Below are 21,098 nucleotides of genomic sequence, written 5' to 3' on the forward strand. Positions count from 1 at the left end.
TGGTCGCTCACGGCGTCAGCCCCCGAACGGGCCGGCCTTGACGAAGGCGCCGCCCTGGTACCAGCCCGCCGAATCATCCGCCGGCAGCGGCGGCACCGATTCCACCTTGGCCCGGAACTGCTCCGACGACTCCACCGGCCGGAAACCGAGCCGCGCCGCCTTGCTGTTGTCCCACCAGCTATCGCGGTTGGCCGAGGCGCCGTAGACGATCGTGAAGCCCACTTCCKGCACGAAGACTGCGCGCTTGATCAGCTGCTCCAGGTCGTCGTAGCCGAGCCAGGTGACCAGCATGCGGCGGTCCTTCGCTTCCGGGAACGACGAGCCGATGCGCAGCGCCACCGTCTCGATGCCGTAGCGGTCGAAATAGAAGCTGCCCAGCTGCTCGCCGAACGCCTTGCTCACGCCGTAATAGCCGTCCGGGCGCGGCGGCGAATCGGCGTCGAGCACCTCGCCCTGCTTGTAGAAGCCAATCACGTGATTGGAGCTGGCGAACACGATGCGCCGCACGCCATGGCGCCGCGCCGCCTCGTAGAGGTGGTAGGTGCCCTGGATATTGGCCGGCAGGATCTCCTCGAACGGACGCTCCACCGACACGCCACCCAGATGGACGATGGCATCGACGCCCGCCACCAGCGCGTGGACGGCCTTGGGATCAGACAAATCGCAGGGCACGACTTCTTCCTGCGCGCCTGCCGGGCCGAGGTCGGCGATATCGGAGATACGCACCACATCGGCATAGCGCTTCAGGCGGTCACGCAGGACCTTGCCGAGGTTGCCGGCCGCGCCGGTCAGCAGGATGCGATGGCAACGGGTGACGACACCGTCGAGCGGATCTTTGGGGGCGAGGGACATAGGTTCGGGATGCGCTGGCGTGGCCCCGCCAAGGGCCTCGCGGGATATGTGGATAGGTTGATTGATCTGTCGTCATACAACGTGACTGGAATCTAATCGTCCGTCAACCTGCGGTCAAGGCGGTGCAACGTCAGTGAATTCCCTAGAAGTTTTAGTTTGCAGACAACTGAAACGGATTGGCGCGTATTGGGGTTTAGGATGATTTTGGTGCTTTGAAAACGGTGTCTTTTGACAGGGGCCGGCGAGATCCATCGACCGGAGATCGGCCATCCATATGGGTTGGCTCAAATCCATCGGCAGCGTCCTGGCTTTCGTGCATCGTCCCTGCATCGACGACGGCATCTCGGCGGAGATGCCGAAATGTCTGCCATCCGACCATCCTCCCGCAAAACTGACAGGCGGCTCTAGTGTTGCGCGCTGACTAATGTCTCGTCCTATGTCTTGCGATGTTATTTTTCTGTAAGGTACGATGTCATAGGACATCTGACGACCTGGGTTGCCTTTCCCAACCCCGGAAATCAGCGGTCCCGGCGCCCCGGATAGCCAGTCCGGGGCTGCCTTCACGCCACGCCGGTGCAGGTCAACGCCTGAGCCAAGGACGTCGCAGAAGTCCACAAAGAAACAGGCACCGGCCATTCCGCAACAACAACCGATAACGAGCCAGGATGGAGACGCAAACCATGAAGCGAGCCCTCGCGCCCTTCTTCACTACCGCAGCACTCGGCGCCGCCGCACTGGGCGCCACGGCGCCCGCCCACGCGCAATCCAATGTCACGCTGTACGGCATTGTCGATACCACGATCCGCTACACCTCGAACGAATCCGCCGCCGGCAACGGCAAGGTCCAGATGACCGACGGCGTGCTTACCGGCAGCCGCTGGGGCATGTACGGCCTGGAAGACCTGGGCCGCGGCTACCAGGCGCTGTTCGTGCTCGAATCGGGCTTCTCGCCCGACGCCGGCCAGAGCCTGCAAGGCAACCGCCTGTTCGGCCGCAAGGCATACGTCGGCCTGCAGGGCGACTTCGGCACGGTCACGTTGGGCCGCCAGTTCACCGTGATCCACGAAGTCATCGCCAGCTACGACGCGATGGCGCTGGCGAACCTCGCCATCGTCGGCTTCCAGGGCGGCAACTACACCGGCGGCGTGCGCCAGGACAACATGATCAAGTACTCGGGCCGGTTCGGCGGGTTCTCGATCGCGGCGCAGCACGCCTTCGGCGAGGTGGCGGGCAGCTTCTCGAACTCGTCCTCCACGGGCGCCAGCGTGAGCTACGCCTCGGGCCCGTTCATGGTCGGCGGCGGCTACCAGATCATGCGCGACACGGCGGCGTACTACGGCGTGGCCGTACCCGTAAGCGACCAGAAGGTCTGGACGCTGGGCGGCACCTACAAGGTCGGCCCGGCCACGGTCTACCTCGGCTACACCAACAGCAACGTCGACAACGCCGGCTACAAGAACCAGGCCGGCTACCTGGGCCTGCAATACGCGTTCACCAACGCGTGGTCCGTGATCGCGACCGGCACCTACGACCACCTGAAGCACGGCGACGACTCCGGCAACCGCTTCACCGGCGCCCTGATGCTCGACTACGCGTTCAGCAAGCGCACGGACGTGTACCTCGAAGCCGACTACACGAACCTGACCGACGCCTGGCGCACGCTGGGCGGCCAGTCCACCTTCCAGACCCCCTTCTACGGCCACGGCAGCCGGGTTGGCGTGATGGCAGGCCTGCGCCACAAGTTCTGATGTGACGCCTGTGGCGCGCCGCCGGCTTTCCGTGTTGTTCCGGCGACGTTGCCACAGCAAGAATCGCGCAAAAAATCTGCACAGGGGTCTTGCCAAACCCAAAACTCACCGCTAAGATTGCGGGCTCAGTTCGATTGTTTCGCAAGCAACGCAAGGCGCTGCAAACACTCAACGGTGTTGCCGAAGTAGCTCAGTCGGTAGAGCAGCTCATTCGTAATGAGAAGGTCGGGGGTTCGATTCCTCTCTTCGGCACCAACAGCATTACCGGCGACGCCAGTTTTTCCGCGTCGCCTTCAAAAACCCGCACCGCGCAAGCGCTGCGGGTTTTTTCATGGGCGGCGCACTTGGGGCGAAGCTCAGGTCGCGGGCTGGAGCGAGCGCACGCGCAGCTCGCTGCGGTACTGGTCCACCTGCCACAGGTCGTACGCGGCCTGATGCGCGAGCCAAGACTCGGCGCTCTTGCCGAAGGCCAGTTCAAGCCGAACCGCCATCTCCGGCGTGATGCCAGCCCGGCCATTCACGATCTCGGAAACCGTCTTCCGCGAAACATCGAGCGCCGCGGCGGTATCGGTAATCGTCAGCCGCAGCGGCTCGAGCCAAAGCTCCGCAAGCAACTCGCCCGGATGCGGTGGATTGTGCATGCGCATGGCGCCCCTCTCACTAGTGATAGTCAATGTAGTTGACGATGTGCGCGTCCCCGTTCTCGAACCGGAAGGTCACCCGCCAGTTCGCCTGCACCGTCACGGCCCAAAGCTCCGCGCGATCGCCCTTGAGCGCGTGCAGTCGCAAGCCGGGCGCATCCATATCGCGCGCCGAGGCTGCCTCGTCCAGCAGCGCCAGGATCAGCCGCAACCGCTTGGCGTGCATCGCGGGAATCGCCGCCGTGCTGCCTGGGGTGAAGAAGCGTTCGAGACCCTTGTGCGCAAATAAGCGAATCATGGTGAGACGGCAATCGTCGGCGGAGAGTGTAACCCTTAGGGTTACGTAACGCAATCGGCCAATCGTGCTTTCCATCGAAATAGGGAAGGCCGATTCTAGGACCGCCCGCACACGCGCAACCGCCCTCCCCTCAAAATCAGATTCCTCTCAATCGCCACGTTCGCGACCCGCCAAAAAGAAAAGCCAACCCGCTTGCAGGTTGGCTTTTCTGATTCCAGTGCCTCGTGATCCGGTTCCGCGTAACGCCTTCGCAGTGTGCTGGACCGCGTCTTCATTCGCTGCCCGGAACTAGCTGTCGCGGATCCTGCGGCACCCCAGGACACGCTTCCAGCTTAGTCCAGATTTCCCGCCATGGTGAGCGTGGTTCAGCGGGCGTCGTTCAGCGTGCTCGGCGCGCCGCCGGGACGACGATGGCGTGGGGTGGATGCAGCGGCTGCCAGGCTTCCGAGCGGGGTGCCGGCTGGGGCATGGCGCCCGTGTCGCCCAGCAGGTGCCGGATGCTTGCCTCCAGCCGTTCGATCGAGGCCGATTTCGGCGCGTGCGCCATCACCCCGCAGACCTGTAGCGATGACGGCACGTGCAGCCAGATGTTGTCGGAGAGCAGCAGGATGCGCGCCTGCGGCATCCTGCGATGCAGCCGGCGCAGCAGCGCCCAGTTGTCGGTGGACTCGCTCGACATGCCGTACACCACCAGCACCCGCTCGTCGGCCACCGCCAGCGTCCCCACGGCCTCCGGGTCGATGCTGAGGACGGGACCGATGTCCGGCAGGTGCGCCGGACAAGGGAAGACCGCCGCCGGGAAAGCGCGCCGGCGGCGCCGTACCGATGTTACGACAGCCGTAACGTCCGCCCAATCCGCCGTAACACCACGCCGGTCAGGTCACCGAGATCCGGTCGTCCACCACGCGCACCTGGCCACCGGTCTTGTCCTCCATCACCTTGAGGATCTTGTGGCCCACCTGCATCGTCACGCCGCCATGAATGCGCCGTCCCACGGCGATCACCGCCTCGTCGGATGGCTTCATCTGCTCGGTCAGCTTGGCGATCTCGGCGTCCAGTTCGAACAAATCTCGGTTGATCTTGTACATCGTCGCGCGCGCTTTTTCGCGGATGTCGCCGACGGCGCGCTCTGGATGTTTCGCGAAAAACGCGGCCAGTTGCTGGAGCTTGGCCTGCTCCTCCAGGATCTTGCGCCGTTGCTCTTCCAGCTCCGCCTTCTGCTGGTCGGCAAACGGGTTGAGGCCCACCTGCACCGTCGTGGCCGTGCCGGCTGGCGCGCCTAGCATGGCGGTGCTGACGCTGGCCAGCGCGCGTGTGCGGCCGCCGCTGATGCTGCCCTGGCCGGTCGGGCTGCCCACCGTGACGCGCTCGCCCGCGGAGACATCGCTCTGGCGGATGCCGCTTTCCACGATGACCTCGGTAGCCGCCTCGACAATCGCATTCTGGATATAGCGCGCGTGCACTGCGCCCTTGCTGCGCACACTCGCAATCTCGCCAGAATCGGCGCCGTGCGCGGTCTCGGCCTTGCCGATGATGCCGCCCTTGACGATGACGTCGCCGCCGGCCTCCACGTGCGCCGCCTCGATCGTGCCGCTGACCACCACGTCGCCGGTCACGCGGACCGACATGCCGGTGCGAATGTCGCCCGACACGCGCAGCGAGCCGTCGAACGTGACGTTGCCGGAGTGCAGGTCCACCGCCTCCACGTCCACTACGGGGCTCACGATCACGCCGCTCGGCAGCACGCGCGGCGATCCGGCGATCACGGCCAGCAGCAGCAGCGGGTCGTTGGGGTCGATGGCCACGCCGGTCAGGTCCGCGGCGAACGGCGTATCGATCATCGGGTCGGCCGGGATCGGCTTGCCCAGGATGTCCATGCCGTCCTGGCCCGGGCGGGCCGGGGTGCGCCGCATCAGCGCCGTGCCGGGGTTCACCAGCAGCAGGCTGCCCAGGTCGCGCAGGTCGAAGCGGTCGTCCTCGTTCTCGGTCTGCGCGGGCTTGCGCGGCTGCACCAGGCTGTCGAAGCGCGCTGCCTGGCCCTGCACCGGCGCCACACCGCGCGCGATTTCGCGCCCTTCGCAGCTGCCGGCCTCCAGCGCCACTTCGATGGCCGCCTTGTCGAGCAGCGCCACCACGTTCATCGAGGTCGCCGCGGCGGCAATGTCCTCGATATTGATCGCCCGGCCGCCCTCGGGCGGCATCAGCGTCAGCAGCAGGGACAGCTTGTCAGCAGTGATTTCGAGTTCGAAGGCCCCGTCGAGCAGGCTGCCGATCACGCCGTCGACCTCGCCGTCAGCCAGTTGGCACTGGGTCAGGAAGGCGTTCACCGCGCCCTGGTCGAGCCGCGCGCCGCGCCAGCCATGTTCCTCGAGGCTGGCTTCGAGGGTGGCGCGGTCGGGCGGCAGGCGTCCCGGCTCCGGTGCAAAGCACGCGCGTACGTGGTCCCCTGGCTGGCTCAGTTCCAGGCGTAGTCCGGCGTCGGCTGTCATGTGTCCCCGCTTCTGTGTGGCAGGCGATGGCAGTCCGGCCGGGCCGTGGCCCCGATCCTTCCGCAAGGATCGCCGTTTGCTGCCGCCAACTCTGCTTGTCGTCGATCTTTGATCAACGGCAGCGGGCGGAGTGAACTTTAGCCCACAAAAGTGGGGTATCACTCCTGCTGAGCCCCCCGGAAATCGGGCGATGACGGGCCGGGCGGCGGGATTTCGGTAAACTGTCGCCCTCCGATGTCCCCCGCCGCAGGTTTTGCCCTCCATGTCCAATAGTTACGAAGTCCGTCCCGGCCAGTCCATCGAGCTGCTCAAGGCACTCCACATCCTGACGCGCGACGGCAAGATGAACCAGGACAGCCGCCGCAAGCTCAAGCAGGTCTACCACCTGTTCCAGTTCATCGAGCCGCTGCTGCGCGAGGTGGCGGACGCGCGCGGCGCCGTCTCGCTGGTGGACCATGGCGCCGGCAAGTCCTATCTGGGCTTCATCCTCTACGACCTGTTCTTCAAGGATCTGCCTGAGGAACAGGGGAAGAACTCGCACATCTACGGTATCGAGACCCGCGAGGAGCTGGTGAAAAGCTCACAGGAGCTGGCCGCGCGCGCGGAATTCCCGGGCATGTCGTTCCTGAACCTGTCGGTAGCCGAATCCATCACCTCGCCCGCCCTGCCCGCCACGGTGGACGTGGTGACCGCGCTGCACGCGTGCAACACCGCCACGGACGATGCCATCCGCTTCGCCCTGGCCCGGCAGGCGCGCCACATCGTGCTGGTGCCGTGCTGCCAGGCCGAGGTGGCCAGCGTGCTGCGCAAGCACAAGGGCAAGCTGCTGGCCGGCAATCCGCTGACGGAGATCTGGCGCCATCCGCTGCACACGCGCGAGTTCGGCAGTCAGGTGACCAATGTGCTGCGTTGCCTGCAGCTCGAGGCGCACGGCTACCAGGTCAGCGTGACCGAACTGGTGGGCTGGGAACATTCGATGAAAAACGAGTTGATCATCGCCCAGTACAAGGACCTGCCGCGCAAGCGGGCGGCCGACCGGCTCCAGAACGTGCTGGAAACGCTGGGACTCGAGGAAATGGGCGAGCGGTTCTTCACCGCGCCCTGACGGGGCCGCCCGGGCAGGCTGGGGTCAGCCTTCGTCTTGGGATTTTTCCGACATCCACTGCCGATAGCCGTCGACGCCCAGCCGCCGCATGGTGGCCTGGTTGCGCTCGTAGATATCGGCGGCGTCCGGAAACGCCTCGGCGGCGCGCGCGATGCTGTCTTCCCGCAGCAGGTGCAGGATCGGATACGGCGCGCGGTTGGTGTAGTTCTCGATGTCGTCCGGCTCGGTGCCTTCGAACTGGTAGTCCGGGTGGAAGCTGGCGATCTGGAGTGTGCCGGCCAGCCGCAGGCTGCGCAGCAGGCGCTCGGCGAAATACAGGAAGTCGTTGTAGGTGAGGAAGTCCGCCAGCGCGTGCGGCACGATCAGCAGCGTGGTGTCGGTCTGTGCCGGATCGGCGTCCGCCAGCCCGCGCAGTTCGCCCTCAAGTTCCTCGAGCAGGTCTTCCGCCCCCATGGCCGGGCTGACCACGTAGCGCACCTGTTCCTTCACATAGACGCTCTTGGCGAACGGGCACAGGTTCAGGCCGATGACGGCGCGCGACAGCCAATGGCGCACGGCCTCGACGATCTGGGCATCGGTGGCATCGGTGGCATCGGCGGAATCAGGAAAGGCGGGCGTGGCAGGCATGGCGAGGACAGCGGCTGGCAAAGCGCCATTCTACGCCCCGCCGCTGCCTCCCAAGTCAGGCCATGCGCGCCTTTTCTCGCCCCACCCGCTTGAGCGGCCGGCCATTGAACAGGTCGCCGATGGGCCCCATGCGATCCAGCATCCAGGCGATGGCGCACAGCAGCCCCAGCTCGATCAGCGCCATCACCCACCACCAGTTGCCCAGCCGCGCCACCTCCACGCCAGCGCGGGTGGCCGTCTCGAACACGATCTTGTTGACGAGGTAGTTGAAGCCGAACACGGGCAGCGTATGCGTGCCGAGCCAGACCACCGCGCGGGAGGTCGGCAGCAGCACCACCACCTGCCACAGCAGCGCGGTGCCGGCGAAGGCTGCGAGCAACGTCATCGCCATCGCCATGGGCGTGGTGCCGATGCGGTTGCGCGACACATTCAATACATCTGGCGCATGCCGCACGGCCAGCACCCAGACCGCCAGCGTGACCACCAGCAGCAGCGCGCGCCGCATGGTCAGCGAGGCCGGCGTGAACTGCATCGGCCCCACCGCCGCTGCCCGGGGCCCCTTGCCGCCGCCCATCCAGAGCCCGGCGCCGTAGAACACCATGGCGCAGCCCACGTTGCGTAGCGAAAACGGCCACTCCACCGGGTTCACGTCCGACCACGTGCCGCCACCCTGCGTGAAGACGATCCAGACCAGCCCGACGCTGGTCATCAGTGCGCCGGCCACGCTCGGGCCCAGCCGCGACAGCGCGGTCGCCACCACGTCCAGCCAGAACAGGCAGAACAGCGACCACAGCGGCGTGCTCAGGAAATTCCATTCGTTGATGGCGGACCCGGTCATGGTGCCGACAAAGCGCATGGTGAACTCGTCGTGAGGAAACCGGCCGAGCGCCCAGGCGACGATGTAAGGCACCGCCAGCACCAGCCCCATGCCCCAGGCCGGCACCACCAGCCGCATGAACTTGCCCCACAGGTGCGACACCGGCGCGGCCACCGCCCGCGAGGGCTGGAACACGAGCCCGGCCCGCAGCAGGAAGGCGGGAAAGGCCATCGAGTAGATCGCCCGATACACCGGATCGGGCAAGGCCCAGGCATGGCTGAAGACCACCAGCGCGATGCCGATGCCCCTGCACATGTCGATGGTGGGATTGCGCGGTGCTGAGCTCATGGAAGCCTCCCCTGTTTCGCACGAGTCTGGCCGGCGCCGGGAGCGCCCGCTGTGCGCCACCGCACGTCCGCGCACGGTCGTGGTGCCGGGGCGCTGTCACCTATAATGCGCGGCGTCCCGCGTCTCTTCCCCCTGCTCCGCCAACTGGCAACCGCCCATGTCCGCCTCCTCCATTTCAGCATCCGCCCCGTCTGGCACGCCCCACGCCGTGGTCATCGGCGGCGGGCCGGCCGGGTTGATGGCGGCCGAGGCGCTGGCCGGGCGCGGCGTCGTGGTAGACGTCTACGACGCCATGCCCTCGGTCGGCCGCAAGTTCCTGATGGCCGGCAAGGGCGGCATGAACATCACGCATTCCGAGCCCGCGCCGGCCTTCCTGGCGCGCTACGGGCAGCGGGCCGACCGCATCGCGCCACTGCTGGCCGAGTTCGACGGCCCGGCGCTGCGCGCCTGGGTGCACGGGCTCGGCATCGACACCTTCGTCGGCAGCTCAGGCCGTGTCTTCCCCACCGAGATGAAAGCCGCGCCGCTGCTGCGCACATGGTTGCATCGGCTGCGGGAATCGGGCGTGCGCGTGCACACCCGACATCGCTGGCTGGGCTGGGACGATGCAGGCCAACTCCGCTTCGCCTCGCCGGCGGGCGAATCGACGGTGTCGGCGCCAGCCGTGGTGCTGGCGCTGGGCGGCGGCAGCTGGGCGCGACTGGGATCGGACGCAGCCTGGGTACCCTGGCTCGCCGAACATGACGTGACCATCACCCCGCTGCGCCCCGCCAATTGCGGATTCGACGTGGACTGGTCCGATGTCTTCCGCGAGCGCTACGCCGGCCAGCCCGTGAAATCCGTGGCGATGGCAGTCACCACGCCGGACGGCACGCCGCTGCATCGTCAGGGCGAGTTCGTGATCAGCGCAACCGGCATCGAAGGCAGCCTGGTCTACGCGCTGTCCGCCCCGATCCGCGATCTCATCGAACGGGATGGCAGCGCCGAGATCCGCCTGGACCTGGCGCCCGGCATGAGCGCGGCACGTGTGGCCGACGAAATCGCCCGCCCGCGCGGCTCGCGCTCGGTGTCGAGCCACCTGCAGAGCAAGCTCGGCATTACCGGGGTCAAGGCAGGACTGCTCTATGAAGGCGTGTCGAAGGCCGACATGCACGATCCGGTCGCCCTCGCGGCGGCCATCAAGGCGCTGCCGCTGCGGCTGGTGCGCGCGCGGCCCATCGACGAGGTCATCAGCACGGCCGGCGGCGTCGCGTTCGAGGCGATGAACGATCACCTGATGCTCAACGCCATGCCGGGCGTGTTCTGCGCGGGGGAGATGCTGGACTGGGAGGCGCCCACCGGCGGCTATCTGCTGACAGCCTGCTTCGCCAGTGGGCGGATGGCCGGCCTGGGCGCGGCCAACTATCTGATGGGTATGTAACTAACTAGCCAGCGATGTCGAGCGCCACAGCCTCGGCCACCTCAATGCCGTCGATCGCGGCCGAGTAGATCCCGCCCGCATAGCCGGCGCCCTCGCCCGCCGGGTACAGCCCCTTCACATTGATGCTCTGGTAGTCGTCGTTATTGCGCCGGATCCGCAGCGGCGACGACGTGCGCGTCTCCACCCCGGTCAGCACGGCGTCGTGCATCGCAAACCCGGCAATCTTCTTGTCGAGTTCCGGCAGCGCCTCGCGGATCGCGTCAATCACATAGTCCGGCAGCGCCGTGCTGAGGTCGGTCGGCGTCACGCCCGGCTTGTACGAGGGCTCGACCGAGCCCAGCGCCGTGGACGGCCGTCCCGCGATGAAATCCCCCACCAGCTGGCCCGGCGCGCGGTAGTCGCTGCCGCCGAGCACGAAGGCACGCTCCTCCCAGTGACGCTGGAGGGCGATGCCGGCCAGCGGGCCACCCGGGAAATCGACCTCCGGCGTGATACCCACCACGATGCCGGCGTTGGCGTTGCGCTCGGCCCGGTAGTACTGGCTCATGCCGTTGGTCACCAGCCGGCCCGGCTCGGACGCCGCCGCCACCACCGTGCCGCCCGGGCACATGCAGAAGCTGTACACCGCGCGCCCGTTGCTGGCGTGGTGCACCACCTTGTAGTCCGCCGCGCCCAGCAGCTTGTTGCCAGCGAACTTGCCGAAGCGGCTGCGGTTGATCAGCCCCTGCGGATGCTCGATGCGGAAGCCCAGCGAGAACGGCTTGGCCTCCATGAACACGCCGCGGTCGTGCAGCATGTGGAAGGTGTCGCGCGCGCTGTGGCCCACGGCCAGCACCACGTGGTCGCACTCGAGGTAATCGCCGGTGGAGAGCTTGAGCCCGCGCACCTGGCCGTTCTCGATGTCGATGTCGTCCACGCGCGTCTCGAAGCGGATTTCGGCGCCCAGCGACAGCATCTCGGCGCGCATCTTCTCCACCATGCTCACCAGCCGGAATGTGCCGATGTGGGGCCGCGCCTTGAAGAGGATGTCCTCGGGTGCGCCCGCGCGCACAAATTCATCGAGCACCTTGCGACCGTAGTGGCGCGGGTCCTTGATCTGGCTGTAGAGCTTGCCGTCCGAGAACGTGCCCGCGCCGCCTTCGCCAAACTGCACGTTCGACTCGGGATTGAGCACGCTCTTGCGCCACAGGCCGAAAGTGTCCTTGGTGCGCTCGCGCACTTCCTTGCCGCGCTCGAGGATGATCGGGCGGAAGCCCATCTGCGCCAGCAGCAGGCCGGCCAGCAGCCCGCACGGACCCAGGCCGATCACCACCGGGCGCAGCGTCGGGCCGCCCGCCGGGGCCTGCGCCACGAAGCGGTACGTCATGTCGGGCGTCACGCTCCAGTTGGGCTTGCCGGCCATGCGCTGGAGGGCGGCGGCCTCGTCGCGGACTTCGATATCGACGATGTAGGTCAGCTTGATATCGGCGCGCTTGCGGGCATCGTGCGCGCGGCGGAAGACGGTGAACGCGACCATCCCGTCGCCTTTGACACCGATCTGCGCGAGGTGGCTGCGCACGGCTGCCTCCAGGTCGCTCTCGGTATGGTCGAGCGGGAGTTTGACTTCACTTAGACGTAGCATGGGGAACGGGTATTTCAGCGGCCTTGGTGTCTGGTGGCCGGGCGTTACCCAGCAGGAGGCCAGATCGGCCGAAGCGGGATTTTATCAGTCGCCACCATCCCGGGGGCGGCGCCGGCTGCATGATGTGCACGGTTGCCGCGCCGTGGGCCGCCAACGTGGTCCAGCCGGCGATGCCGGCGATGTACACCGCGCCGGGCGTGAGCGTGGCGGCAGGCCGGCTAACCGTCTCGGCCAGCCAGGTTGGCGGGCCCGCCACGGTCAGGCGACCGGATGCGAGGTGCACCACGGCGCCGGGCTTCAGGTGCAGCTTGAGCCACTGACCGGCGGCCAACTGGTAGGTTTCGGTCGAGAATTTCGCTTGGGACATGATCGCGCTCCGGGGTCCAGAATCAGGTTTCCAGCCTATCCGGCGACCCGCCAAGCCAACAGGCACAAGGGATTGCGGGTGCGACCAGAACAGATCGCACAGTCCGGCTCTGTTACGATACAGACACCCTTCATCTGTATCTGTTGTGCCCGCGCCCCGTGGGCGATGATCGCGCCATGACTGCCACGCACCCCTCCCTCCCCCTTTATCAACAGGTGGCCGGCCACTACCGGCAGGCCATCGCCGCCGGCACGCTGGCCGTGGGCGACCGCATGCCGTCGGTGCGGTCGCTGATGGGGCTGCATGAGGTGAGCCTGTCCACGGCGCTCCAGGCGTGCCGGGAGCTGGAAACCGCGGGCCTGCTCGAAGCGCGGCCGCGCTCGGGCTACTTCGTGCGCGCGCCGTCGCGCCCGGCGCTGGCGCAGATCGAGGAACCGGCCGCCGGCCTGCCTGACCCGGCGCAATACGTCGGCATCCATCAGCGCATCTCGGCCATCCTCGCGCGCGGCCAGCATCGCGATATCAAGATCAACTTTGGCGGCGCGTGCGGCGCGCCCTCGCTCTACCCCACCGCTGCGCTGCGCACCGCCACGGCTCGCGCGCTGCGGCGCTATCCCGATCTCTTCGGCACCGCAGCCGAGGCGGACGGCCACCCGTCCCTGCGCGCCGCACTCGCCCGGCACGCGCTGCGCTCGCGGATCCAGCTCGCGCCTGAGGACGTCGTCGTCACCCACGGCTGCACCGAGGCGCTGAACCTCGCCCTGCGCGCCGTGGCCAAGCCGGGCGATGTCATCGCCGTGGAATCGCCCACGTATTACGGTTTGTTGCAGATTCTCGAAAGCCTGGGCATGCGCGCGCTCGAAATCCCGTGCAGCCCGCAGACCGGCATCTCGCTGGAGGCGCTGGAACTGGCCGCGCAGACCTACGACAACATCAAGGCCGTGGCCGTGGTGCCGAATCTGCAGAACCCGCTCGGCTGCGTCATGCCCGACGCGCACAAGCAGCGCCTGGTGGCGTGGTGCGAGGCGCGCGGCATCACGCTGATCGAGGACGATAGCTGCGCCGCCACCTACGAGGGCGAGACCCCGCTCGCGGCAGCCAAGACGTGGGATACAACGGGCAACGTGATCCACTGCGCCTCGCTCCACAAGGTGCTGGCACCGGGCATGCGGCTGGGCTGGATCGCCGCCGGCAAGTGGCAGGCGCGCGTGGAGATGCTCAAGTTCGGCCTGTCGCGCCCCAACGAGATGCTCGCGCAGATCGCCGTGGCCGATTTCATGGGCACCGGCGCGTTCGAACGCCACCTGCGCCGCCTGCGCGAGCAGTTGCGCATCCAGCGCGAATGGATGGCGCAGGCTGTGGCGGGCAGCTTTCCGGCCGGCACGCGGCTCACGCTGCCGCGCGGCGGGCTGCACCTGTGGATCGAGTTGCCGGCCGGGATGTCGTCCGAAGCCGTCTTCGAGGAGGTATTGACCCATGGCATCCGAGTCATGCCTGGCTCGATGTTCTCGAATTCGAACCGCTTCGATCACTATCTGCGGCTCAACTGCGGCAATCCGCGCGAGCCGGCGCTCGAACGCGCGTTGGAAACCGTGGCCGGTGTGGTGCGTCGGCTGGCACCCTGACGCCGCCCTGCCCTCCCGCTCCCCCGCGCCCGGCACCGTTCTTGCGAGACTTCCGCTAGGATTTGTCCCAAAATGGCGGCGCCCTCGCCTATGCTTGTGCGCGGACACCGACTACCAGAACCAGGGAGAACAAACTTGGGCAGTGCACCCGCCGCTTTGCGGCTCGACGACGATTATCAAACGCTGTTTCAGCTCGCGCCTGTCTCGCTCTGGCTCGAGGACTTCAGCGCCGTGCGGCTGGCCTTCGATCAACTGCGCGCGGACGGGGTCACCGACCTGCGCGCCTATCTGCGCGAGCGCCCGGCCGAAGTGGCGCGCTGCTCGGCCCTGATCCGCGTGCTCGACGTCAATCGCCGCACGCTCGACCTCTTCCGCGCCGCCGACCTGGCGGACCTCGTCGCCAACCTCGACACCGTGTTCCGTGACGACATGTTCGACCAGCACGTCGAGGAACTTGGCCAGCTCTGGGACGGCGGCCGGCACTTCGCCAGCCAGACCGTCAACTACACGCTCGACGGCGAACGGCTCGACATCCGGCTCGACGCCACGGTCATGCCGGGCCACGAGCAGGACTGGTCGCGCGTGCTGTTGTCGATCGAGGACATCACCTTGCGCGTGCGCAGCGAGCGCGACCTGCGCCGCAGCCAGCAATACGCTCAGGGGCTGTTCGAACACTCGCCGGTCTCGCTCTGGGTGGAGGACTTCAGCGCGGTGAAGATGCTGCTGGACGAGGTGCGCGCGGCCGGCATCACCGATTTTCGGACTTTTCTGAATGTGCACCCGGACTTCGTCTCGCGCTGCATGCAGGAGATCCGCGTGCTCGACGTCAACCAGCAGACGCTGACGATGTTCGCCGCGCCGAGCAAGGACATCCTGCTGTCCCGGCTGGGCGACGTGTTCCGCGACGACATGCGCATCCACTTCGCCGAGCAGCTGATCGACCTCTGGCACGAAAAGCTCTGGCAGCAGCGCGAAGTCATCAACTACGCGCTCGATGGCCGCTCGGTGGACGTATTCATGCAGTGGTCGGTCTTCCCGGGCCGGGAGGCGGACTGGGATCAGGTGCTGGTGTCGCTGACCGACATCACCGCGCGCAAGAAGGCCGAGGCCTACGTCGAGTTCCTGGGCAAGCACGACGTGCTGACCAAGCTCTACAACCGCGCGTATTACGAGGATGAACTGGCGCGCCTGGGCCGCAAGGGGCCGTGGCCGGTCAGCGTGGTGGCGGTGGACCTCAATGGCCTGAAGCAGGTCAACGACCAGTACGGCCACGGCGACGGCGACGCGCTGCTGCGCCGCACGGGCGAGGTGCTCAAGAAAGCCGTGGGCGAGCAGGCCTGCGTGGCCCGCATCGGCGGCGATGAATTCATGGTTTTGCTACCCGGCAACGACGAACGCGGCGCGGCCACGGTGGTCGATCAGATCCAGCAGGTGGTGGAGCTGAACAACCAGTTCTATCCGGGTGCGCGGCTGTCGTTTTCGATTGGCGCCGCCACGTGCACGCAGGGCGACCGGCTGACCGATACGGTCAAGCTGGCCGACAGCCGCATGTACGAGGACAAGCGTGCGCACTACGAGGCCGTGGGCGCCGAGCGTCGGCGGACGGGTGCCGCCGAGCCCTGACTATCGGGAAATCGATCGCAAAAATCAGAGGAAAACGATCAGCGCGACGCCGCCGAGGATCAGCCCGAACTTGGTCACGTAGTAGACGTTCTTGTTCCAGGACTTGAAGCGGCGGCGGTACTGACCGCCCAGCCAGACGAAGCGGAACAGCTTGTTGATGGCGCCGGTCTGGTCGGATTCCTCGTTCGGCGAGCTGGCGGCCGTCATCACCTTGCGGCCCAACCAGTGGTTGACCGCGGCGGTCCAGCGATAGCGCATCGGACGCTCGATGTCGCAGAACAGGATCAGGCGATCCTTGTCGCTGCGGTTCTCGGCCCAGTGCAGGTAGGTTTCGTCGAACACCACGCCGTGCCCGTCGCGCCAGCTATGGCGCTCGCCGTCCACCTCGATGAAGCAGCGGTCGTCGTTCGGCGTGGACAGCCCGAGGTGATAGCGCAGCGAGCCGGCAAACGGGTCGCGGTGCGGGTTCAGCTTGCCGCCCGGCGGCAGCTCGGCAAACATCGCCGCCTTCACGGTCGGCAGTTCGCGCAGCAGCGCCACGGTCTTCGGGCACAACGTCTCGGCGGACGGGTGCTGCGCCTCGTACCATTTCAGGTAGAAACGCTTCCAGCCGTACTTGAAGAACGAGTTGAAGCCGGCGTCGTCATTCTTGTCGGCGGCCTTGATCTTGCGCATCGCGACCAGGGCCAGGCCTTCGTCACGAATCTGCGGCCATGCAGCGCGCAGCTTCTCCAGGTCCGGGAACCGCTCGACGCCAATGTACGGCGTGCGCGGCACGCCCGAGAACATGTACATGAAGCAGTTGACCGGCGCCACCAGCGCGGAGTGGTCGAGCAACTGGCGCATGAACGGCAGTCGCACCTTGCCGCGGAAATGCACATACAGGATGGCACCCAGATATGCAGCGACGATAATCCACTTGATCACGCGTAAAACCTCCAGGAATCAGGCCCAGGCCCGATTGAAGCCGGTATTTTATCCAAACGCCGGCCCCCGCGCATCGTGTGATGCACGGGCCGCTTTTTATCGCTGGAGGATTCACGCCCCGCCGCGCGACTGGCGGGCGATACGGTCGATCAGCGCCTTGGCGTCGTCGGGCAATCCCTGCAAGGTCAGCAGCCGCGCGTTGAGCACGATGTTCTCGAGCACGAGCTTGGCCGTGGACGCCCAGAGTGTCGCCAACAGCGCTTCCTGCGACATCCCCGACAGCTCCAGTTCCGTCGATCGTTCGGCGATCAGCTTGCAGGCGAGCGCCCGCAGCGCGTCATCGTCGAACGGCAGGTTGGCGTAGTCGATGGGGTCCGCACGCTCCACCTCCACCATCAGTTGCAGCAGCATATCCTCGGTCATCGGCAAACTCCTTAGGACGATTCTGATTTTACGCGGGCATCAAACCTGGAAATCGGCAGCCATGTCGGCATCGGTACGCGCGGCGAGCCGCCCCGACCGGCATGCTGCGGCGAAGGCCTCGTAGTCGCGGTCCACCTGGTCGGCATAGGCGTTGGCGTAGCCCACCAGCGCCTCGGCCATGGCGTCGCTGGTGCCCAGGTAGCCGCTGATCTCCGGCGCCAGGTTGCTCGCCTTGGCATGCGCGCGGGCCAGCGCCCGGCCGCAGACGCGCCCGTAGCCGGTCAGCAGTTCGGCATCCATCAGTTCGATCTCGGCCGAGAATTTCATGTCGCGCAACTGCCGGGCGTAGAAGTGGCGGCCGGACGGCCCCTTGGTCCAACCCAGGAACAGGTCGCTGGCGGCCTGCATCAGGCGCTGCCCTTCCACCACGCGCCGGCCCTCGTGCGTCACCGCCGGGGACTTGAAATAACGCGCCACCACCGATTGCGTGGCCTCCTTGAACTGGAGGAACAGCGGCTTGTCATGGCTGTCCGTGAGTAGCTGGATCAGGCAGCGCGTGCCCACGCTGCCCACGCCCACCACCTTGAAGGCGATGTCCTGGGAGATGAAATGCGAGAGCAGTTCGCGGCGATCGGCGGCCAGCGTGGAGGTGAAATCGCTGAAGCACTTGGCGATCACGTCGGCATCGACGCTCTTCTTCAGCCAGTCGTCGTCCTTCGTGAACAGCGTTTGCTCGCCCCGGATATGGAAGACGGCCGGCGGGGCGTCCAGGATGCGCCAGCGGTGCCCTGAGCGCGCGCTCAGCTTCGGCAGCAGGGTCTCATGCGTACGCGTGGCGGCACGCTCCATCGCGCGGCGGATCTCCTTCTGGGCCGTGGGGTTGAGTGCCTCGGCCAGCAGGCGGTCGAACGTAATGCGGTCGTACCAGGTTTCCAGCACGCCCATTTCCGCATACATGGCCATGCGGTCGCGGTAGCTGTTGACCACTTCGCAGACCATATTGTCGGCGGCAGTCTTGCCGTGACGCAGGTGGCGCGCGGCGACGACCATGCTGGCGGTGAGCCGCTTCAGGTCCCACTCCCACGGGCCTGGACTGGTCTCGTCGAAATCGTTCACATCGAACAGCAGCGCGCGCTCGGGCGTGGCAAACCCGCCGAAATTCGAGAGGTGGCAGTCGCCGCAGATCTGGATGGTCATGCCCGAGGCCGGCGTACCCGCAAGGTCGTGCGCCTGGATGATCGCGCTGCCTCGGAAAAATGTGAACGGGGACTGGATCATGCGCCCGTAGCGCAAGGGCACCAGCCGCTCCACCCGGCCAGCGCTGCTGGTCTCGAGTAGCGGAATCGGGTCCCGATCCACGTTGCCGACCGCTGCGTGTGTCCGTCGCGGCACCAGTTGGCGCAGCGCCTTGCCACGGGCGCGCCGTTCGTTCAGATCCGCTACATGTTCCACCATGCCTCCATGCCTTGGGCCGGGACAACGATTCAGGAAACAGCGATGTGCAGAGTATGTAACGAAGCTAAGACAAGCGTCGCCCAATGTCAATTTGGCAGCGCACGTCGCATGCATCACATTCGGCCGTGCCTTTGCGGAAAATCAGACGCCTCCCTACAAAGGTGTCACAACTAAGCGTGTAAGCTTGGGTCTCATCTCGCAGCACTACAACAAGGAACCGTCGAGTCCATGACAAAGAATTTTCTTGCAGCCATGCGTCAGTACGTGTGGTTCAGGGGGGTGAAGCACCATGTGGTCCAGGGCGTGGAAGCCCTGGCCGATCTGCTCAAGTCCCCTTCCGTCGCCGCCCGTGCCGTGGCCGCGATCGTTTCCGAAACCGAACAAGGCGTGCAGGTGTGGGTCTCGTACTTCGGCAAGCCGATGGACCCGCATACGAACTACGTGCTCTGGCCCACGCGGGCGCTGAAGCCCGCCCGACGGCGCATCACGCCGCAACTGCCCCGGTCCTGATCGCGCCGGCCCTGCGTCTCACATCGCCTCTCTCAATCGTTCGACAAGGAGCAGCCATGCCCGAACCGCAACATGATGAAGCGCTGGTCAACAATTTTCTGGAGCGCGTGTCCGCGCTGTCGGTCAGCGCCTTCGATGGTGCTGACGTGACGCAGGAACTCACGCAACTGATGCGCGATGCATCGACCAAGTTGGGCGGCGGCGGCAATATCGCCGTGCTCAAGGGCCGCCTCACCGATCGTGCCGAGGCGGCGGAGCGCGAAGGCCAGCCGCAAGTGCGCGATACGTTCGCGAAGGCGGCGTCGCTGGTGCACGCGTAAGCGTCAGGCGTTGAAATTACGAACTTTGGAAAGTACTGCCAGGAACGCTCTGCCGTGATCGGCAGAGGTTTTTGAAGAGGGCTTCAGAGGTGTTGGTTGCGGGGGCAGGACTTGAACCTGCGACCTTCGGGTTATGAGCCCGACGAGCTGCCAACTGCTCCACCCCGCGTCTGAAGGAGATGGATTATGGGGGATCGTCCCGCATAAGGCAAACACTATTTCCACTTTCTGCACCGTGAAGAAGAACACGCCCGCGAAGGGCGTTTTCTTTTGGCGGATCACCGATGCGGATCATGCGATCCGCCGCACCGTGTGCGCGTCATCGAGATCATCGAGCGTCGAAGCGATGTAGCGGTTCACATGCTCGAGCGCCTCGAGCTTCGTATCGAAAGGATGGCTCGGAAAAGGATTGTGGCGAGCCATCAGGATTTCGCCGTCCACGCGCCGGATGATCTCGATCAGGATCCCCCACTTGCCCTTCGGCAAATGGATCACCTCGTAGACGATCTTGAATCCTTCATACTCGGACATGGTGGCTACCTCCTGTCTGCTGCAAGGCGCGAACATCGCGCTCCACATCCAGCCTAGGTGCCACCCCACCGATCAAAAATGATCCAGATCAAGTTCCGCCCCGACAGGCAGGTCACGCCGTGACATACGTCATTGCGCTACCCGCAAGGAACTTTGCTGTCTATCTGACCGGTCCTAAAAGTTTGTCGATGAGTGCATAGGCGGCACTGAAAGCCGCCACTTCGGCAGCGTGCCGCGTGGCAAATTCGTGGCCGCCGCTGGAGAGGATCTCCGTATCGCCGGTATCGGAGGGATCGACACCCTCCTGCGCGATGCGCACCTCGTAGCCGTACGTTTCCGTATCAGACACGCTGCCGGCCACGGCCTGCCGATGCGACGACAGCAGCACGTAGGCATCCATGCCGCGATAGCCCTCTACCCGCCATTCATCCTGGTTCATGCGCGTTCTCCGTGCGATCGACAAGGACCGATGCAGGTTTGAGCGGTATGCGGGCGGAGTGTTCCGGGAGGGGAAGGGAAATGCGGGGAGGAAATGCAAAAAGGGCTTCCGTTTCCGGAAGCCCTTTTTGACTCGATAGGTGGTGCGGCTGGCAGGATTCGAACCCACGACCCCTTGGTTCGTAGCCAAGTACTCTATCCAACTGAGCTACAGCCGCACTCGAGAAATGAGATTATATAGAAGTTTTCAATTTTGTGAACCCCCTACGCCGCATTTTTTTCGCCCGGCGCGCTCCGGCCGCGCAACTTCCTATAATGACTACCCGAAGAAGTGATCCGGACCATGAACAAGGCTTTTGTCAAAGAGTCGTCGGACGATGATGACGACGACCTGCCCGAGGGCGCCACGCCGGTGCCTGCCGGCACCAAGAACTACATTACCGCCACGGGCTACAACCGCCTGCGCGACGAGTTGATGCACCTGATCGACGTGGACCGTCCCGAGGTGGTGCAGATCGTCTCCTGGGCCGCCTCCAACGGCGACCGCTCCGAGAACGGCGACTATCTCTATGGCAAGAAGCGGCTGCGCGAGATCGATCGCCGCATCCGCTTTCTCACGCGCCGGCTCGACAAGGCCGAAGTCGTCGACCCCTCGCTGCAGGGCGACAACGACCAGGTCTTCTTCGGCGCCACGGTCACCTATGCGAACCAGTCCGGCGACGAGACCACAATCACCATCGTCGGCATGGACGAGGTGGACCTCGACAACAACCATGTGAGCTGGATTTCGCCGATCGCCAAGGCACTGATCAAGGCGCGCGAGGGCGACACCGTGCCGCTGCGCACGCCGGCCGGGATGGAACAGATCGATATATTGGAAGTCCGTTACCCGGCGAAGGGCGCGGTGAACTAG

Annotated in this window: 22 protein-coding genes and 3 tRNA genes; 9 read left to right on the top strand and 16 right to left on the bottom strand. The window is 65.8% G+C overall.

All coding sequences use genetic code 11. The features are described 5' to 3' along the window. Nucleotides 1-15 precede the first annotated feature (15 nt). Complete coding sequence (locus AC1DP9_RS06305; RefSeq protein WP_477106866.1) at nucleotides 16-852, bottom strand: NAD-dependent epimerase/dehydratase family protein; 837 nt, start codon at nucleotides 850-852, stop codon at nucleotides 16-18. A 680-nt stretch (nucleotides 853-1,532) separates the two neighbouring features. Here AC1DP9_RS06305 and AC1DP9_RS06310 point away from each other — a divergent pair. Then, entirely contained in the window at nucleotides 1,533-2,600 is a 1,068-nt protein-coding gene (locus AC1DP9_RS06310; protein WP_092292281.1) for a porin, read from the top strand. Between the two features lie 179 nt (nucleotides 2,601-2,779). Further along, nucleotides 2,780-2,855: transfer RNA gene (locus AC1DP9_RS06315), tRNA-Thr, on the top strand. Between the two features lie 101 nt (nucleotides 2,856-2,956). Here the strand turns inward: AC1DP9_RS06315 and AC1DP9_RS06320 are convergent. The 4 genes from AC1DP9_RS06320 to AC1DP9_RS06335 form a co-directional block, all read right to left on the bottom strand. Further along, nucleotides 2,957-3,241, bottom strand: coding sequence for a HigA family addiction module antitoxin (locus AC1DP9_RS06320; protein WP_369823392.1), 285 nt, complete (start codon nucleotides 3,239-3,241; stop codon nucleotides 2,957-2,959). A gap of 19 nt (nucleotides 3,242-3,260) precedes the next feature. Next, nucleotides 3,261-3,539, bottom strand: a complete 279-nt coding sequence (locus AC1DP9_RS06325; RefSeq protein WP_477106867.1) for a type II toxin-antitoxin system RelE/ParE family toxin — start codon at nucleotides 3,537-3,539, stop codon at nucleotides 3,261-3,263. 379 nt (nucleotides 3,540-3,918) lie between these two features. After that, nucleotides 3,919-4,218 (bottom strand): hypothetical protein, encoded by a 300-nt coding sequence (locus tag AC1DP9_RS06330; protein WP_477106868.1) that lies wholly within the window; start codon nucleotides 4,216-4,218, stop codon nucleotides 3,919-3,921. 196 nt (nucleotides 4,219-4,414) lie between these two features. Further along, a complete protein-coding gene (locus AC1DP9_RS06335; protein WP_477106869.1) occupies nucleotides 4,415-6,028 on the bottom strand; it encodes a DUF342 domain-containing protein in 1,614 nt (537 codons plus the stop codon). 262 nt (nucleotides 6,029-6,290) lie between these two features. On the opposite strand from AC1DP9_RS06335, the gene AC1DP9_RS06340 reads away from it, so the two are divergent. Continuing rightward, nucleotides 6,291-7,133, top strand: a complete 843-nt coding sequence (locus AC1DP9_RS06340; protein WP_092292273.1) for a class I SAM-dependent methyltransferase — start codon at nucleotides 6,291-6,293, stop codon at nucleotides 7,131-7,133. Between the two features lie 24 nt (nucleotides 7,134-7,157). Here the strand turns inward: AC1DP9_RS06340 and AC1DP9_RS06345 are convergent, their stop codons facing one another. Continuing rightward, the gene (locus AC1DP9_RS06345; protein WP_477106870.1) at nucleotides 7,158-7,760 is read right to left on the bottom strand and encodes a DUF1415 domain-containing protein; all 603 of its coding nucleotides are present in this window, start codon (nucleotides 7,758-7,760) and stop codon (nucleotides 7,158-7,160) included. A 55-nt stretch (nucleotides 7,761-7,815) separates the two neighbouring features. Further along, nucleotides 7,816-8,925 (bottom strand): acyltransferase family protein, encoded by a 1,110-nt coding sequence (locus AC1DP9_RS06350; protein WP_477106871.1) that lies wholly within the window; start codon nucleotides 8,923-8,925, stop codon nucleotides 7,816-7,818. A 157-nt stretch (nucleotides 8,926-9,082) separates the two neighbouring features. Between AC1DP9_RS06350 and AC1DP9_RS06355 the strand changes: the two genes are divergently transcribed. Next, nucleotides 9,083-10,345 (top strand): TIGR03862 family flavoprotein, encoded by a 1,263-nt coding sequence (locus tag AC1DP9_RS06355; protein ID WP_477106872.1) that lies wholly within the window; start codon nucleotides 9,083-9,085, stop codon nucleotides 10,343-10,345. A 4-nt stretch (nucleotides 10,346-10,349) separates the two neighbouring features. On the opposite strand, the gene AC1DP9_RS06360 is transcribed toward AC1DP9_RS06355, so the two are convergent. After that, a complete protein-coding gene (locus tag AC1DP9_RS06360) occupies nucleotides 10,350-11,966 on the bottom strand; it encodes an NAD(P)/FAD-dependent oxidoreductase (protein WP_477106873.1) in 1,617 nt (538 codons plus the stop codon). Next, the gene (locus tag AC1DP9_RS06365; RefSeq protein WP_441591917.1) at nucleotides 11,950-12,333 is read right to left on the bottom strand and encodes a hypothetical protein; all 384 of its coding nucleotides are present in this window, start codon (nucleotides 12,331-12,333) and stop codon (nucleotides 11,950-11,952) included. Before AC1DP9_RS06365 ends, AC1DP9_RS06360 begins: the two co-directional genes overlap by 17 nt. Before the next feature lie 176 nt (nucleotides 12,334-12,509). On the opposite strand from AC1DP9_RS06365, the gene AC1DP9_RS06370 reads away from it, so the two are divergent. Continuing rightward, nucleotides 12,510-13,958: an aminotransferase-like domain-containing protein gene (locus tag AC1DP9_RS06370; protein ID WP_092292261.1), complete on the top strand. Its 1,449-nt coding sequence runs from the start codon at nucleotides 12,510-12,512 to the stop codon at nucleotides 13,956-13,958. A 135-nt stretch (nucleotides 13,959-14,093) separates the two neighbouring features. Beyond that, on the top strand, nucleotides 14,094-15,581 hold the full coding sequence (locus AC1DP9_RS06375; RefSeq protein WP_477106874.1) for a sensor domain-containing diguanylate cyclase: 1,488 nt from the start codon (nucleotides 14,094-14,096) through the stop codon (nucleotides 15,579-15,581). Nucleotides 15,582-15,605: 24 nt separating this feature from the next. On the opposite strand, the gene lpxO is transcribed toward AC1DP9_RS06375, so the two are convergent. The 3 genes from lpxO to AC1DP9_RS06390 all read right to left on the bottom strand — a co-directional run bounded on the left by lpxO (nucleotide 15,606) and on the right by AC1DP9_RS06390 (nucleotide 18,386). Next, a complete protein-coding gene (lpxO, locus tag AC1DP9_RS06380; RefSeq protein WP_092292257.1) occupies nucleotides 15,606-16,508 on the bottom strand; it encodes a lipid A hydroxylase LpxO in 903 nt (300 codons plus the stop codon). 111 nt (nucleotides 16,509-16,619) lie between these two features. Beyond that, on the bottom strand, nucleotides 16,620-16,931 hold the full coding sequence (locus AC1DP9_RS06385) for a hypothetical protein (RefSeq protein ID WP_092292255.1): 312 nt from the start codon (nucleotides 16,929-16,931) through the stop codon (nucleotides 16,620-16,622). Between the two features lie 39 nt (nucleotides 16,932-16,970). Continuing rightward, nucleotides 16,971-18,386 carry a DUF2252 domain-containing protein gene (locus AC1DP9_RS06390; RefSeq protein ID WP_477106875.1) on the bottom strand — a complete coding sequence of 472 codons (1,416 nt, stop codon included), beginning with the start codon at nucleotides 18,384-18,386 and terminating at the stop codon, nucleotides 16,971-16,973. Nucleotides 18,387-18,614: 228 nt separating this feature from the next. Between AC1DP9_RS06390 and AC1DP9_RS06395 the strand changes: the two genes are divergently transcribed. After that, nucleotides 18,615-18,896, top strand: a complete 282-nt coding sequence (locus AC1DP9_RS06395) for a hypothetical protein (protein ID WP_092292251.1) — start codon at nucleotides 18,615-18,617, stop codon at nucleotides 18,894-18,896. 56 nt (nucleotides 18,897-18,952) lie between these two features. Next, nucleotides 18,953-19,216, top strand: coding sequence for a hypothetical protein (locus AC1DP9_RS06400; protein ID WP_092292249.1), 264 nt, complete (start codon nucleotides 18,953-18,955; stop codon nucleotides 19,214-19,216). A gap of 93 nt (nucleotides 19,217-19,309) precedes the next feature. Here the strand turns inward: AC1DP9_RS06400 and AC1DP9_RS06405 are convergent. The 4 genes from AC1DP9_RS06405 to AC1DP9_RS06420 form a co-directional block, all read right to left on the bottom strand. Continuing rightward, nucleotides 19,310-19,385 (bottom strand) — tRNA-Met (locus AC1DP9_RS06405). Nucleotides 19,386-19,507: 122 nt separating this feature from the next. Next, nucleotides 19,508-19,747 carry a hypothetical protein gene (locus AC1DP9_RS06410; protein ID WP_477106876.1) on the bottom strand — a complete coding sequence of 80 codons (240 nt, stop codon included), beginning with the start codon at nucleotides 19,745-19,747 and terminating at the stop codon, nucleotides 19,508-19,510. 160 nt (nucleotides 19,748-19,907) lie between these two features. Further along, on the bottom strand, nucleotides 19,908-20,186 hold the full coding sequence (locus AC1DP9_RS06415; protein ID WP_092292245.1) for a hypothetical protein: 279 nt from the start codon (nucleotides 20,184-20,186) through the stop codon (nucleotides 19,908-19,910). Nucleotides 20,187-20,326: 140 nt separating this feature from the next. Beyond that, nucleotides 20,327-20,403, bottom strand: a tRNA-Arg gene (locus AC1DP9_RS06420). Nucleotides 20,404-20,528: 125 nt separating this feature from the next. Between AC1DP9_RS06420 and greB the strand changes: the two genes are divergently transcribed. Next, on the top strand, nucleotides 20,529-21,098 hold the full coding sequence (gene greB, locus AC1DP9_RS06425) for a transcription elongation factor GreB (protein WP_092292243.1): 570 nt from the start codon (nucleotides 20,529-20,531) through the stop codon (nucleotides 21,096-21,098).

The sequence above is a fragment of the Cupriavidus sp. 01L43 genome, assembly GCF_056399925.1.